This window comes from Polymorphobacter multimanifer (genome assembly GCF_014205635.1).
In the GTDB taxonomy this organism is placed as follows: domain Bacteria; phylum Pseudomonadota; class Alphaproteobacteria; order Sphingomonadales; family Sphingomonadaceae; genus Sandarakinorhabdus; species Sandarakinorhabdus multimanifer.
This window is the reverse complement of the sequence record NZ_JACIIV010000001.1, coordinates 17,790-32,069: the sequence shown is the minus strand read 5'-3', so window position 1 is coordinate 32,069 and position 14,280 is coordinate 17,790. Positions and strand designations below refer to the sequence as shown.

The 14,280-nt window shown below is 65.9% G+C and carries 7 protein-coding genes; 1 reads left to right on the top strand and 6 read right to left on the bottom strand.

Annotation, left to right across the window (positions count from 1 at the left end; genetic code table 11):
• Positions 1-204: 204 nt before the first annotated feature.
• The 3 genes from FHS79_RS00125 to FHS79_RS00115 form a co-directional block, all read right to left on the bottom strand.
• Positions 205-3,885 carry an SDR family NAD(P)-dependent oxidoreductase gene (locus tag FHS79_RS00125; RefSeq protein WP_184193511.1) on the bottom strand — a complete coding sequence of 1,227 codons (3,681 nt, stop codon included), beginning with the start codon at positions 3,883-3,885 and terminating at the stop codon, positions 205-207.
• Position 3,886: 1 nt separating this feature from the next.
• Positions 3,887-9,385, bottom strand: coding sequence for an AMP-binding protein (locus tag FHS79_RS00120; protein ID WP_184193508.1), 5,499 nt, complete (start codon positions 9,383-9,385; stop codon positions 3,887-3,889).
• A gap of 190 nt (positions 9,386-9,575) precedes the next feature.
• Positions 9,576-11,045 carry an undecaprenyl-phosphate glucose phosphotransferase gene (locus tag FHS79_RS00115; protein ID WP_184193505.1) on the bottom strand — a complete coding sequence of 490 codons (1,470 nt, stop codon included), beginning with the start codon at positions 11,043-11,045 and terminating at the stop codon, positions 9,576-9,578.
• An 86-nt stretch (positions 11,046-11,131) separates the two neighbouring features.
• Here FHS79_RS00115 and FHS79_RS00110 point away from each other — a divergent pair, with 86 nt between their 5' ends.
• Complete coding sequence (locus FHS79_RS00110; protein WP_184193502.1) at positions 11,132-11,392, top strand: XrtV sorting system accessory protein; 261 nt, start codon at positions 11,132-11,134, stop codon at positions 11,390-11,392.
• A 50-nt stretch (positions 11,393-11,442) separates the two neighbouring features.
• Here the strand turns inward: FHS79_RS00110 and epsI are convergent, their stop codons facing one another.
• Genes epsI through FHS79_RS00095 form a run of 3 tightly spaced genes read right to left on the bottom strand, consistent with a single transcriptional unit; the run spans position 11,443 to position 14,278 of the window.
• On the bottom strand, positions 11,443-12,132 hold the full coding sequence (gene epsI / locus FHS79_RS00105; RefSeq protein ID WP_184193499.1) for an exosortase-associated protein EpsI, V-type: 690 nt from the start codon (positions 12,130-12,132) through the stop codon (positions 11,443-11,445).
• Complete coding sequence (gene xrtV / locus FHS79_RS00100; protein WP_184193496.1) at positions 12,129-13,028, bottom strand: exosortase V; 900 nt, start codon at positions 13,026-13,028, stop codon at positions 12,129-12,131. Before xrtV ends, epsI begins: the two co-directional genes overlap by 4 nt.
• Positions 13,029-13,030: 2 nt before the next feature.
• Positions 13,031-14,278, bottom strand: coding sequence for a CpsD/CapB family tyrosine-protein kinase (locus FHS79_RS00095; protein WP_184193493.1), 1,248 nt, complete (start codon positions 14,276-14,278; stop codon positions 13,031-13,033).
• Between the last annotated feature and the right edge of the window lie 2 nt (positions 14,279-14,280).

Genomic DNA, 14,280 nt, shown 5'->3' with positions numbered 1-14,280 from the left:
GCGAACTCGTCCGATGTCAGGCGCGGCTTTGCCGCGCCCTCTGCCTTCCTTCCCTTCGCTGGCCTGCGGGAAGGAAGAAAGAAACAGAGAGAGGGGCGTGGCAAAGCCACGCCGTCGGACGGGTTCGGCGCGCTTCGCTCGCGCCGCCCCGCCGGCCGGGTGTGGGGCGAGTCGGAGTTTAGCGCCGCTAAACTCGCGCCGCCCTCACACCGTAATCGCCTGCCCCCTATAAACCTTCGCCCGATACCGCGAATCCTCCGCATCCGGCAGCGGCGCCCCCGCCAGCAGCACTGCCCGCGCAAACCGTGCCACCTCCTCGTCATGCTCCGCCGGCGTCCGCGGCTCCTCCGAGCGCACGCGCCGGGTCAGGTTGATCTGGTTGACCGGCACCTCATGCACCAGCCGCTCATTCTCCACCGCCACCGTCGCCGTGAACGCATGCAGCGTCGTCTTCACGAAGTTGGCCAGCGCAAACGCCGGCCCCTTCTCGCCCATCGGCACATCGGGGGACACCAGCACCAGCTGGCAGCCATCGAACAGGCTCACCTTGCGCGTCACCCGGAAGTGCTGTGTCAGATTATGCTCCACCACCTCACCGAAGCCCTCGCCCGTCAGCGGCGTCGGCCCATCGAACAACGCCGTCGGCAGCGCCTGCATCGGCGTCGAAACCACCGTCGTCGGCCAGCCGAAATCGCCGAGTGCTGCATCGATGCCACCCTCGATATCGCTCCCGATCGGGCGCACCGACACGGCATTCGAGCCGATTGCCGCTGCAATCGCCGCTCCCCCGGCCTCGGTGCCGCACAGCAGCACCACCCGCTTCACCCCGCAGCCCAGGAAGGCCTTGGCCGCCGCCGCCAGATGGTCGACGAGATGCTCGCCGATCAGCCACACGGTCTTGCCCGCCATCTGCTCGAGCCGCTCCGCCTTGGGGCTGCCGAACAGCTCGCGCTCGGTCGTCGATCGCTCCACATTGAGCCCGCCCGAAGGCATGAAGGTCTCGCCCGAAACCGCACGGTCAGCGAGGAAGAACACCGTCGCCTGCGCCACTTCGCTCTCGGTCGGCATCTTGCCCAGATGCAGCTGGCTCAGCACCCCGCCACGCACCTTGCCGGCCTCGCGCGCAATCTGTGCCCCAGGCAGCCAGGGCGCATCATCGGGCGGCACCCGCAGCAGCCAGTCGCCATTCACCGCCCGCGCCGTCCACTCCGGGTAGGTCAGCAGATAACCGCCCAGCTTCAGCCGCTTGAGCAGCTTTTCAGCAAGCGGCGGTGTCAGCAAAAACCGGTCCCAGCAGCACGTCTCGTCGCCTTCGCGGGCGCACGCCAGTGCGAGTTCGCGCAATTCCGCCGGCACCGCCTTGTCGTGGCTCAGCTGCACCGTGTCGTTGCGCGCCAGCCGACCGAGCAAAGTCGGCAGCGCCTCACCCCGCCGCATCGCCTTCACAAGCGCTGCGTAAACCGCATTCAACCGCTTGTTTTCCAGAATCAGCCGCCCGCGCCGCTCGAACAGCCCCGGCTTGCCGCCAAGCCCCGCAAGCCGGTCACCATCGACCGGCCCCGGCGCAATTGCATTGATCTGCACCTCGGGCCCCAGATGCCGCGCAAGGCTCTCCGCCATCGCCCGCTGCCCGGCCTTGGACACGGCATAGTCGGAACGATTGGGATAGCTCACCGCCAGAAACTTCTCGCCACCGAAATAGCTCGAAACATTGAGGATATAGCCCGACCCCTGTGCCTTCATCAGCGGCACAGCATGCTGCATCAGCGCATAGTTGGAGACGAGATTGGCCATCTGCGTGCGGCGGAAAGCCTCCACGCTCATGTCCACCGCCATCTCCTCGGCCCCCGAAATCCCGGCGTTGTTGATGAGATAATCGACGCGGCCAAAGGCCTTCACCGTCTCGTCGAACGCCCGCTTCAGCGAGGCCAGATCGGCCACATCGACATCCGCCAGCGTCCGCACCCGCCGCTCCACGCCCGAAAAGCCGATGTCCTCCAGCTCGCCCACAATCCGGTCACGCGCCGCATCGAGCTCGCTCGCCCGCCGCGCCACCATCATCACCTTGGCACCCGCAAGTGCCAGCAGCCGTGCCACCTGGCCCCCGATCCCGGCCGACCCGCCGGTGATCAGCGCCACCTTGCCGCGGTGCAGCCCGGTGATGTTCTCGGCCTCGCCGCCCATCGCCTTGCGCGCGCCCGTCGCCTCGGCAATCGACGCCGGCAGCAACAGGTTGATCGGCTCGATCCGCCGCTGCTTGAGCACGATCCGCGCCGCCTGCCCCGCGGCAAACGCCAGCTCCTCGGCCTCGGCATTGGTGGTGCGCACGATCTGGTTGCCCCATTCGGGCTGCGCGCGGCGGCCGTGCGCCACATCGACCTTGCTCTCGTCGCGCCACACCCGGATCAACTCCTCCTGGGCGGCGCGCAGCAGATCGGCATAATGGTTGCCCTGCCCATCATCGCCATTCGAGATGAACACGAAGCGCGGGTCGTGCAAGAGTGCGGGCTGCTCCTTCCAATAGCGGCTGAGCGTGCGCGCAACGGCGATATTGCCCTCGAGTTCATCATCGACAAACCGCTCGACCATCGCATCACTGGCTTCGGAAAGTGCACCGGCAAAATAGCCCGCCGGCCGCGTCGGCAGCACCAAGGCGCCCGTAATCGCGCAATGATTGGCGGTAAACTCGGCGAGCACCGCATCCATCGTCACATGCTCATGCCGCGGGAAATGCGCGACCATGATGCGCGCGTCATCGCCCACCAAGGCACGCGCCGCCTCGGCCGCCGCCTCGGAGTGGAAGCCGAGCAGCACATTGGCACCATGCCCCACCTGCACCCGCGCCAGCGCCACGCCGTCCTCGGTCTGGCTGCCGGCCGAAACCAGCACCCCCAGCCCCGAGCCATCGATCGTCCGCATCGTCGGGCGCGACACATATGCCGCAAAGCTCTCGCGCGGCACCTGCATGCCATGCGTCACCTCGAAATCATGGCCGCTGAACGCCGCCGATTCGTCCGACCCCAGGAACACGCAGGTGTTGGCAATGTCGGCCGGCAGCGGAAAGGTCTTCACCGGCGCCGCTCCATCGAGCGGCCGCGCCAGCGCCATCTGGCCGAAGAAATGCGCCGCCGTCGCCCCCTGCGCATCACCGCGCAGAGTGTCCATCGCCGCAAACACGGTGCGGATACGGTCGCTGGCAATCGGCCCCGGAAACAACAGGTTCACCCGGATCCCTTGCGGCCCCAGCTCCACCGCCAGCCGGCGCGAAAGCGCATTGAGCGCCGCCTTGGGCACGGTGTACGCCGCGCGCGCATAATAATCGGTGCGGCTGAAGATCGTCGACACGTTGATGATCGAGCCCCCCGGCCCCATCGCCCCGGCCGCGGCGCGCACCAGATTCCACGCCACCACCATGATGTTGCGCGCTGCATCACCCACAGTCTCGGTGTCGGTGCTGCCGGCGGCCCGCAAGGCCTCGAGGTCGGCAAGCGACAGCGGCAGATTGTCGACCGGCTGCTTGGGCCCTGCCGATCCGGCATTGTTCACCAGCACATCGATGCTGCCATGCCGCGCCACCACCTCGGCAATGCCGGCGCGCACGCTCTCGGCGTCCGCCCCGTCCATCACCACGATGCTCGCCTTGTCGTCGGCCACGCCCACATCGGCAATCGCCGCCGCCCGCGCCGCCTCGGTGCGCGCCCGGTCACGCCCGGTCAGCACCACCGTCGCCCCCTCCTCGAGGTAGCGGCGCACGATCTGCTGGCCGAGGTTGCCGGCGGCGCCGGTCACCACCGCCACCTTGCCCGCCAGCCGGCCGGGCCTTGCAACGGCAGTCGCCCCGTCAGGCTGGCCCGAATCAGGCCGGATCGTCACGGTCTTGCTCATCTCAATTCTCCCCCGCCTGGGTTGCAACGCCAAGCGCCGCCCAGGCCTCGAAAAGCTCATCCTTGCTGCGCAGCCCGGCCACCGGCAGCGCATGGTTGACGATATACGTCGCCCCCGAATGCCGGTTGTCCCACATGCTCTGATGGGCTTCGGGCAGCCCTTCCCACGGCACCACCGTCGGCTCGGTCACATCGAGCTGCCCCGAAGCGACAAGATCGTTCATCCGCGTCACTTCATAGGCGTTGCAAAGATGCGTGCCGCGGATCTCGGTCGACGGCATGATGATCCGCCGCTGCCGCGTCCACACCTGCGGCGCGTAGAAATTGTAGCGCTGCCCGGTCATGTCCTCGCAATAGATCACCCGCCCGGTGAACGGCTTCACAAGCGCCGTCGTCACCCCAAGCGTGTCCTGGCCCGCACGCTCCATGATGATGTCGGGGTTGCCGCGCGGATTGTCCGGCGAGCGCAGCAGCTTGCCGACAGCGCCTCCGAAGGGCTTCAGCGTCTTGTCCTGGAAGTCGCGGACGGCTTCGCGGAAGGTCTCGATGTCCTCGCGCGCCACCGGCAGCCGCGGCATGGTATCGGGCCAATCGAAATTCGCCCCCTCGCGCCGCTTGATCGCTTCGAGCGACACCACGCCCGCCACCGCATCCTCGAAACCGAGCGACAGGATGAACTCGCGCTGCCCGTCGGTGGTCGTCACCACCACCGTGCGCGCCCCGATGCCGCGCGCCGCCTCGATCATCTCCAGCCCCATGGGGTCGGCCAATGCCCGCGATCCGGGGCCGTAGAAGATCAGCACCGCCTCGCCGCCCCGCGCCCCGGCCTTGGCCAGCATCGCCTCGGGCGAAACCGCCCCCGGCTTGCCCATGAAGCTCAGATGATAGCCCGAGGACGCGCCATAGAAGGCCAGAACTCCGCCTTCACCCAGCATCTGGAAGGTGCGCGGAAACGCCGTCTCGCCGGCATGGCTCACCGCATAATCGGCGAGCTTGCCACCGTTCATCGCCCGGTATTCGGCCAGCATCGGCTCGCCAGCAGCTTCCCATGCTGTCCAATCATCCTTGCCACCATCGGGTACGCTGGTGAACAGCGCCTTGAACCGCGCTTCGGTCCGGTCGATCGACCCCACCGCCCCCTTGGCTCGCACGAACTCGGCGCGCGCCGGGCTCGAAACCATGCCCGTCACCGCCAACCCGCTTGCCTTGGCGGTCTTCAACGCATCGAGGCCAGTGCCGGTCGCCGAGCCCTCGATGAAGATCGTCTTGCCACCGACAATGTCGAGCGTCGTGAACAGGCAGCGCACGATCGTGCCGAGGTTGAGGATATAGCTCCCCGCCTGCTCGAGCGTCAGGTCCCCCGGAATCGCATGCAGCTGCGGCGCCTGCACGGTCAGAAACTGCGCATGGCTGCCGGTCTTCGATTCATAACCCTGGATCGCGAAATCGGCATACATCGGGTCGCGCCCGGCAATCGGGCTGAGCAGGTCCGACGTTCCCGAATAGACCGCGACCAGATCACCGACCTTGAGCCGCCCCTGTGCCCGCGCCTCTGAGCCCAGCGACGCCACCAGCGCCAGCCCGCCCGAGCCGGTCACCTGCACATCCTCCTCATGGCCATCGAACGGGCTCACCGGGATGCCCGTCAGAGCCCAGATGTCGTTGAAATTGACCTCCGACGTCAGCAGATACACCAGCGCCTCATTCGCCTCGGGGGTCGGCACCGGCACGATCAGCTCACGCTCATGCGTCGCCGGCTCGCCGAAGCGCGGCGCCCCGGTGTCGGCATCACGCGCAATGCCAAAGGCATATTGATGCGACGGAATTGCCGTCACGCCGGGGAAGAACGCCGCCCCCATCGGCAGCAGCTCGCCCGCGGTCTGCAGCGTGGCCCCGCGCTCGTCATGCTCGCTGTCGATATACACACCATTCCGGCGCACCGGCAGCGGCGGCGACTTCTTGTCGAGAAACTCGCGGATGCCGGTCTTGCCGCCCTGCGGATCGACCACGGCCTCGGCAAACAGCTGCCCCTCGCGCACCAGCCCCGCAGCCATCCCGCCGGTCCAGCCGGTGCGGATCGCCTCGATCGCCCGCGCGCCCGCCGTGCCGCGACCTGCCCAGTCGAGCTGCCGAAGGATGCGCTGGACGAAATCATCGCTCAACGCCTCGTCGAGATCGGCAATGCCCGGATGCTGCCAGCTGTCCTTCGCCGCCTTGCGCCGCTCCGCCCAGGTCCGCCCCAGCCGGCTCGATTCGCCGTGCCGCACGAACTCGCGCACTTCGGCATGCGCCAGCGCCAGCGCATCATGCGCGCCGTCCGCCAGCGTCTCCACCAACCCGATGCCCAGCGCCTCCTCGCCATCGATGCTGCGGCCACCGAGAATCAGGTCGAGCGAATCGCGCAACCCCTCGGGCCCGCGCTTGTCGGCAAGCAGCCGCGGCAGCCGCTGCGTGCCGCCATAACCCGGCAGCAGCCGCAGCCGGATTTCGGGCTGGCCAAAGCGCGCATGCTTCTCCGCCACCCGCCAATGGCAGGCGAGCGCAAATTCCATCCCGCCGCCCAGCGCCACACCCTGGATCGCCGCAACGCACGGCTTGTTCATCGCCTCGATCTTGCCGAACGCCAGCTGCGCATTGTTCGGCAGCACCCGCGCTTCTTCCACGGTATGAATTTCGTCGAGGAACTGGCGAATGTCGGCGCCGGCCACAAAGCTCGCCGTGCCATCACCGGTGAACACCACCGCCACCACATCATCGCGCCGCGACAGATGCTCGACGACGATGACCAGCTCATCGATCGCCCGCTCGTTGAGCGCATTGACCGGCGGGTTGGTCACATAAACCGTCGCCACCTTCTGGCCGGCCCCGACGTCGTTATACTGCACCCTGAAGTAGCGATAACGATCGAAGATCGCCTGCTCGCTGGAAAGCTTCTGCTTGTTCTCCCACGCGGCCACGGCGCTCTTCAGCTCGTCGAGGCTCTCGGGGTTACGCAGCGTCGACACATCGCCGAGCTCCGCCCCTTCCACCACCGCACGCACCATGCGCCGCACATATTTGCCCGAGCGCGTCTCGGGGAACTGGCTCACCTCGATGAAGTCCCCCGGCACCGCCACGGAACCCTTTTCCTGTCGCACCAGGTCCGACAAGCGCCGGAAGTCATCGCGCGTCAGCACGCGCCCCGGCGCTGCCGTCACGAACGCAATCGGGGTCAACCCCTTCTCGCGATGCGGCGCCCCCACCACCAGCACATTGCCGAGCGGCGAATTGGGGTCGAGCGCCTTGTCGCGCAAAATCGCCCCCTCGATCTCCTCGGTCCCCATCCGGTGCCCGGAGACGTTGATCACGTCATCCGAGCGGCCGTGCAGCGAAAAACCCTCATCGGTGTGGCGCACGGCAAAGTCGCCCTGGGTATAGGCCCAGACACCGTCCCAGCGCCCCCAATAACCGTCGCTCCAGCGCCCGGCATCGCCCTTCCAGCCCCCGACAACCGCCCCGTCTTCGACCCGGAAGTTCCCGGAATCACCCCAAACTGTCCGCGCCAGATACGGATAAGGCGAGGCGATGACGATTTCGCCCTTCTCGCCGGTCGCCGCACGCCGCCACTTCACCCCACCCGAAGTGCGCGCAAAGGGTGCTTCGGCATCGGCAGTCCCGGCAGCATCTTCCAGCCACACATCGCCCACGATCCAAGGCAGCGGAAACGTCCGCGCATCGGCCGCCAGCGGAAAATCGCCATTGCCATAAAAGTGCGTCCAGGCGATCCCGCCATGCTCGGTCGCCCAATAGCTGTTGATGTAGTTGGGCGTCACATTGGCCATGCCGAACGCCTGCACCGAAGGCGAGGTCGGCTCGGCGCAGAAGGTGGCAACACGCAAGCCACTCAGATCATAGGCCTCGAAGTCCTTCAAATTCTGCGGATCGGTCATGATCGCCTTGAGGAAGGTCACCCCGGCCTTGAAGATCGTCACCCCATGCCGCTCGATCATCGCCGCAAAGCGCCCGGCGTGCGGGAACACCGGCGAGCCCTCGCCCACAACCGTCGTCACCCGCGTCAGCAGCGGGGCGGCAATCATGTAGCTCTGCCCGGTGATCCAGCCCGGATCGGCCACCACATAGATGGTGTCGCCCGGCCGCGCATCGAACGCCACCTTCATCGTCTCGGCGATGCCCGCGGCATAGCCGCCATGCACATGCACCACGCCCTTGGGCTTGCCCGTCGAGCCCGAGGTATAGATGAAGAACATGGGATACTCGGCATCGACCGGCAGCGGCGGTGCCGCCTTCCAGATCGCCTGCACAAAGCCTGCATCATCAAGCGCTTCGAGCGCCGCCAGGTCCGCCAACCCCGCCGCCGCCAGGATGTCCGCCAACGCCTTGTCGGTCAAATCATGCGACCAGACATCACGCTCCCGCCACACGATATCGGGCTGCCCGGTGTGCCGCGCCACCACCACCGCCTCCACCCGCGGCGGCGTCGCCACCAGCGCCTCGGCCACCGCAATCCGCACCCGCGCTGCAGCTGCGGCATCAACCCGGCCCTCATTGCCGAGCTCGGCCAATGCCCGGCCCACGCCGCGCATCACATCGCCGCGCTCGACCGTCACCTCGCCCTTCAGCGTCGTCTTCACCGCCTCGCCGATCACCGCCGCATCATCGGCCGAAAGCTCCAGATCGGCCTCCTTCAGCCGCGTCTCGAGCAGCTCGATCGCCACACCAACCGGCACGTAATTGTCGAGGGCCGGGTCGGTATAAGCGGTCTTGAACGCAAAGATCTGCGCATTGCGGAAGCCACCATCGGCAGTCACCACCACCTTGGCGCCGGCATCATGGATACGGTCCGACAGCGTCTTGTCCGAAAACCCGCCGAACACCGGCGTGTAGATGATGCCGGCACGCTTGGCGCCCTCGGTCCAGAAGATCTGCGCCGGAATATTGGGCATGTTGAGCGCGATACGATCGCCGGCCTTCAGGCCCAGAGCTTTCAGCGCAAGCGCGCACTTCGCCGCTTCCAGCAGCAGTCGCCGCCGGCTGATAGGGTAGCAATCGACCGGCGCCCCGCGCCCGCCGTCCTCGGCCATGTCCCAGCGGTCACCCTCGAAGATCACCGCCGTCTCGGTGCCGAAGCCTTTCAGCACATGCCGGTCGAGCTCGTTGAACGCCGCATTCGTCCGCCCACCCTCGAACCAGCGAAAATGCGGTGCATCATCGGCATTGAAAGCACGGTCCCATGGCGCGAAGTCGGCCCCCAGGGACGCATTCACCGGCGCCAGCGTCGCGGCATCCCATCCCGTCCAGGTCTCGCCCTCGCGGGTCAGCCACGCCTTGCGACCATCGTCCAGCGTCACCAGCCAGTGCAGGTTGCGCGAAGCAATCTCGCCATGAAAAGCCCCTGGATCGGCCAGCACCGCCGCGCGCATCGCGTTCCAGTCTGCCCGCGTTCGCACGGCATTCGTCACCGGCGTCGGCACCGTCCGTTCAGCGGTTGCGGTCTTCGGCATGTCGATCGCGTCGGTCATAAAACTCACCCGTCTCAAGAATCTTCATATGCCAGAACTCGGGGAGAACACCCCGAATCACGACGAAGCTCCGGCATTAGACAATAACATGTCCAATGCAAAGGTAGTTTGGACAACTAAATTGCCATAAACTGTCACATTCTGGCAGGTTGTTGCCAAAACAGCACGTCGTTCAGAACACTTCCCGGTTCAGCACCACAGCACCGACGGTCCGCACCAGAATATACAGGTCGAATCCCAACGACCAGTTTTCGATATAATGCAGATCATGCTCAAGCCGCTTGACCAGCTTGTCCTCGGTATCGGTCTCGCCTCGCCAGCCGCACACCTGCGCCCAGCCGGTGATGCCGGGCTTCACCTTGTGCCGCGCCGCATAGCTCGCAACGACTTCCGAAAACAGCCGACCGCCGGCGCGCGTGGACGGCGCATGCGGGCGCGGCCCCACCAGGCTCATGTCGCCCTGCATCACGTTGAGCAACTGTGGCAGTTCATCAAGGCTCGTGCGGCGGATGAAGCGGCCAACCGGCGTCACCCTCGGGTCGCGCTTGCTCGCCTGCTGAATGCGATCGACCTGCCCCTTGTCGTGATACATCGACCGGAACTTGAACACCTTGAACTGGCGATTGTTGAAGCCTTCGCGCGGCTGGCGGAAGAAGATCGGTCCCGGCGAATCGATGCGGACCGCAATCGCCACCAGCAGCAGCACCGGCCACAGGAACGCCAGGATGATCGATGTCAGTACCAGGTCCTCGGCACGCTTCAGCAGCGCATCCATACCCGAGATCGGCCGCTCGAACAGCGTCATCACCGGCATTTCGCCCAGCATCACCACCGGCCGCCGTGCAAAGGCAAAGCTCGCCAGGTCCGGTGCCAGCCGGATCCGCACCGGGGTGAGCGCCAGCCGGCTGACGATCTGCTGCAACCGCGTTTCCGCCGACCAGGGCAGCGCCACCACCACCTGGTCGATCCGGCCCTCGCGGATCATTGCCATCAGTGTCGTCAGATTGCCGAGCACCTTGTGTCCTGCCGGCGCAGCAAGCACCCGGCCATCCGACCGATCGTCGAAGAAGCCGATAAGCGAGATCGTCAAACGGCTGTTGTTGAGCACATAATTGGCGAAGCGCTCACCCTGGATGCTGGCCCCGAAAATCGCCACGCGCTGGTTGAACGTGCCGCGGTTCTTCAGCCGCCGCACCCAGATCGTCGTCCCTGCACGGCTCAGCAGCAGCGCCGAACCACCGCCGGAAAACCAGGCCAGCGCCCATCCCCGTGACACATCGTCCGATGCCTTGAGCAGAAATCCGAGCGTGATGAGAAACAACGCCGTCATCAGCCAACTGCCGGCCAGCCGTCGCCAGACGATCCGCAGCGAGAATTGCGCGTCGAGATCGTAGCATCCCATCGCCTCGGCCAGCGTCGCGAACACGATCGCGCCCAGCAGTACCACTCGCCCGTAGACCGCGCCGTCCACGCCGAGCCTGGGCTCGCCGAGCAGCAGCGCCATCAGATAGCCGGACGTCAGCACGATCCCGAATTCGATCAACCGCAGCACGATGACAGCGAATTCCAGCGGCACGCCCGGCCGGTCGCCATGCAGCAGTCCGGCGTCGGGGGTCACCACCTCGGGCAGGCGGTCCGTCATGCGGCCCGTCGCTCTTGCTCGCGAAAAGTCGTTCGCAAAGAGTTGCATATTGGTATAACGACCACCGGTCTTTTAGGATCACACCGATGGAAACTGCTTACGATTGGCTTACTATTCTTGTGTTTGCCGGCCTGATCGTTCTCTTCCTCCAGCGCTCCCAGGGGGAGGCCAAGGATCATCTGTGGCAATATCTCGTTGCAGCGGTCGGTTGCGCCGTCACCAATTATTTCGGCAACGAAGCCATCAAGGCGGATGACACCAGCTACCACGCCCTTGCAATCGGCCTCGGCATCGGCACCCTGGCGTTCATCTGGTATGCGCTGCGCCCGTTCGAGCGCAACGACTGACCTCCCTCCGCCTGGCCAGGCGGAGCTGCCGACAGGGCGCTCGCTCAGGGTCACTGCATCAGTTTCGCGAGCGGCCTGCCGATCAGCACATCGCGATCCGAAGGAGCGATCGCATCGATCATGGACGTGGCGAAACTGCCCAGCGCGCGGAATACTTCGGGCGATGCAGGCGCAACGGTGGAAAGCCGCACCAACACGCCGTCCGCAAGATATCCCGAAAGCTGCTGGCGCAACTTGACCATGCGCTGCGAGCTGCCGTCGGTCGGCAGATCATCCCCGATGCGCGTCCAGTAGACGATCGATTCGATCCGCGTTGTCGACGTCGCTTCGAGTTCGCGCAGCGGCAGCATCGCACTGCGGCCAAGATCGAGCGTCTCGACGCGGGTCGACGCAATCTCGAACCCCACTGCCGAATAGCAGACTTCGGGCCTGTGCAGCTGCAACTGGTCGTTCTGTACGGCACCATAGGCAATGACCAGCATCACCGGCATTGCATCGGGCGCCACATAGAGCCGCGTCAGCGTCTGGTTGTAAATGCGGTCGGACAGGCTGCCCTCGGTCTTGGGCAGCACAAAGGCGTCCGAAGGCGCCGACGTCCAGTTGCCCAGCTTCGCCGGCACGATTGCTTCCAGGCTGCGGTCGTCGTCGAGCAGCACCAGCCGGTTTCGCGGGGTCAGCGCAAGCGCCGCCCCCGAGGCGGTCAGCATCGCGCCACCCATCAATATGTCGCGCCGGTTCATGCGGTACGGCCCTCCTGCCGCGTTTCCATCCGCGCCAGCGCATTGCGTACCGGAGTCAGGATCTTGTCGACGAGGAAGATCAGCAGCAGCGCCGACACGAAGGTCACCATGCCTGCAAAGTTGTGGAGATAGCCCTGCGCTGCCGCATTGCCCATGTAATAGGTGATGAGCACCAGCGCCGCCACGCGAACGATGTTGGCCCCGATGGCAACCGGCAGCACGAGCGCCAGCAGCAGCAGCGAATAGCGCCAGTTGGAGCCGCGCAGCATGTAAACATAGAAGAGCCCGATGGCCGACAGGCTGACAAGCGAATTCAGCCCGGCGCATGCATCCTCGACCAGCAACTGGTAGGTAGACACGAAGATCGTCACGCCCTGCCGCCCCATCGGATAGCCGAAGCTCGAAAGGGCGCCGGTCACGATCTCGCTCACGAACAGTTTCAGCGGCTGGGTCACGACATCGAGGAACCAGTTCGGCAGCGGGATGATGAAGCCGAGATAAAAGATCGGAAACCACAGCCGCTTCAGCACCTCCAGCCCCAGATAGGCATGGGCGACCGAAAGCAATGCCAGCAACATTCCCGCCACTTCGATGCTGATGAAGTCGAAAGCCCGGCCGAAGCCATAAAGGCAGATCGCCACGACAATCCCCAGGCCTGTCAGCCAGCCTGCACCGGGCCGCATATGCTCGCGAATCTCGTCGATCCGGCCATAGATGAGCCAGAGCCCGGTCGCCAGCACGATCGGCCCATGCACCCCCGACTCGACCGACCACGGCCCCCTCGCCATCGAATAGACCGTCGGGACGAGCAGCGAGAGCGCGCCGACCACGAGCAGCCAATGGCTGCGCACGACCACCGACCAGTCCACACCTTGCCGCGGAGCGAGCGTCGCCATCGTCAAAACTCGTTCAGGACTGAGCCGATCAAGGGGCAACGCGATGTCTGCAACTGCTCGACAAGCGTCGAAATGTCCTTGAAATACGCCTGGTCACGGCGGGCCACCAGCATCACATAGCCGGCAGCCGCACCAATCGTCAGCGCGTCGGCGCTGCTGTTCGCGGGCGGTGTGTCGAACAGCACCAGATCATATTCGCGCAACAGCATGTTGACGCCATCGCGAAAGCGTCGGCTGGACAGCAGTTCCTGCGGCCGCGACGCCGTCGGCCCCGCCGTGATGATCGCGAGGCTCGGCAACACATTGGCCTGCACCACCCGCTCCGGCCGGCTGACCTGCATCGAGAGATAACTCGTCAACCCGGGCGCATCGGCATCGAGCCCGAAGATCTCGTGCAGGCGCGGTGCCCGCAGATTGGCATCGACGAGCAGGGTCTTGATCCCCACCTGCGAAAGCGCCACGGCAAGATTGCTCACCAGGTTGCTGCATCCGCTGTCCACCACCGGAGACACCAGCGCCAGCCCGCGACGGCCAGCCTTGATATGCTGCGCGATCACCTGGGTGCGCAGCAACCGCACGGCCTCGGCTCGCAGTCCCCTCGGATCGCTGATCACCACCAGCTCGTCGGACACCGGGCGTCGCCGCGCCGTGGTCTGTGCAAGGCTGTTGATCAGCTGCTCGCGCGCCCGGTCAAGATCCTCGAAGGTGATGAAGCCAAGCTCGAGCGCTGCCTGGTCAAACGCCAGGCCACGCGCAACGGCATGCGCAGTCACGCGCGCGGACTGGTCTTCGGACAGGTAGCCGAGCTGCAACAGCGTATCGCGGATCGGATCATCCTGGCCTTGCGAGCCATCATTGATGAAGGCACCACCGGTGTCGGCACCCGCGCCGCCCCCGCGAACCATCTCGCTCCGGCTGCTGCCGCTGCCATCGCCAGCGCCCGCCCCGGTGGCGGAACTCCCGTCAGATGCCGCAGCACCGGCAGCCGTCGCCTTCCCGTCCTCGGCAGCGCTCGTTTCAACATCATCGAGTGCCGCGTCAGCGACCGTCGGGCCACGCCCGCCGAGCGTCGCCGCAATCGCATCATGCTGCTCCGGTGGCAGCCACACCGGACCACGTGGCTCGGCTGCGGCTCCCTCGACGGTCGATGCTGCTGCGGCGCGATCCACCTGCTCGGGTCCGGTGCCGGCTGCCGTATCGGGCGAGGATTGCGGCACAGCCTCGGCGCCGCGCTTCTGGTCGTCAGTCATGT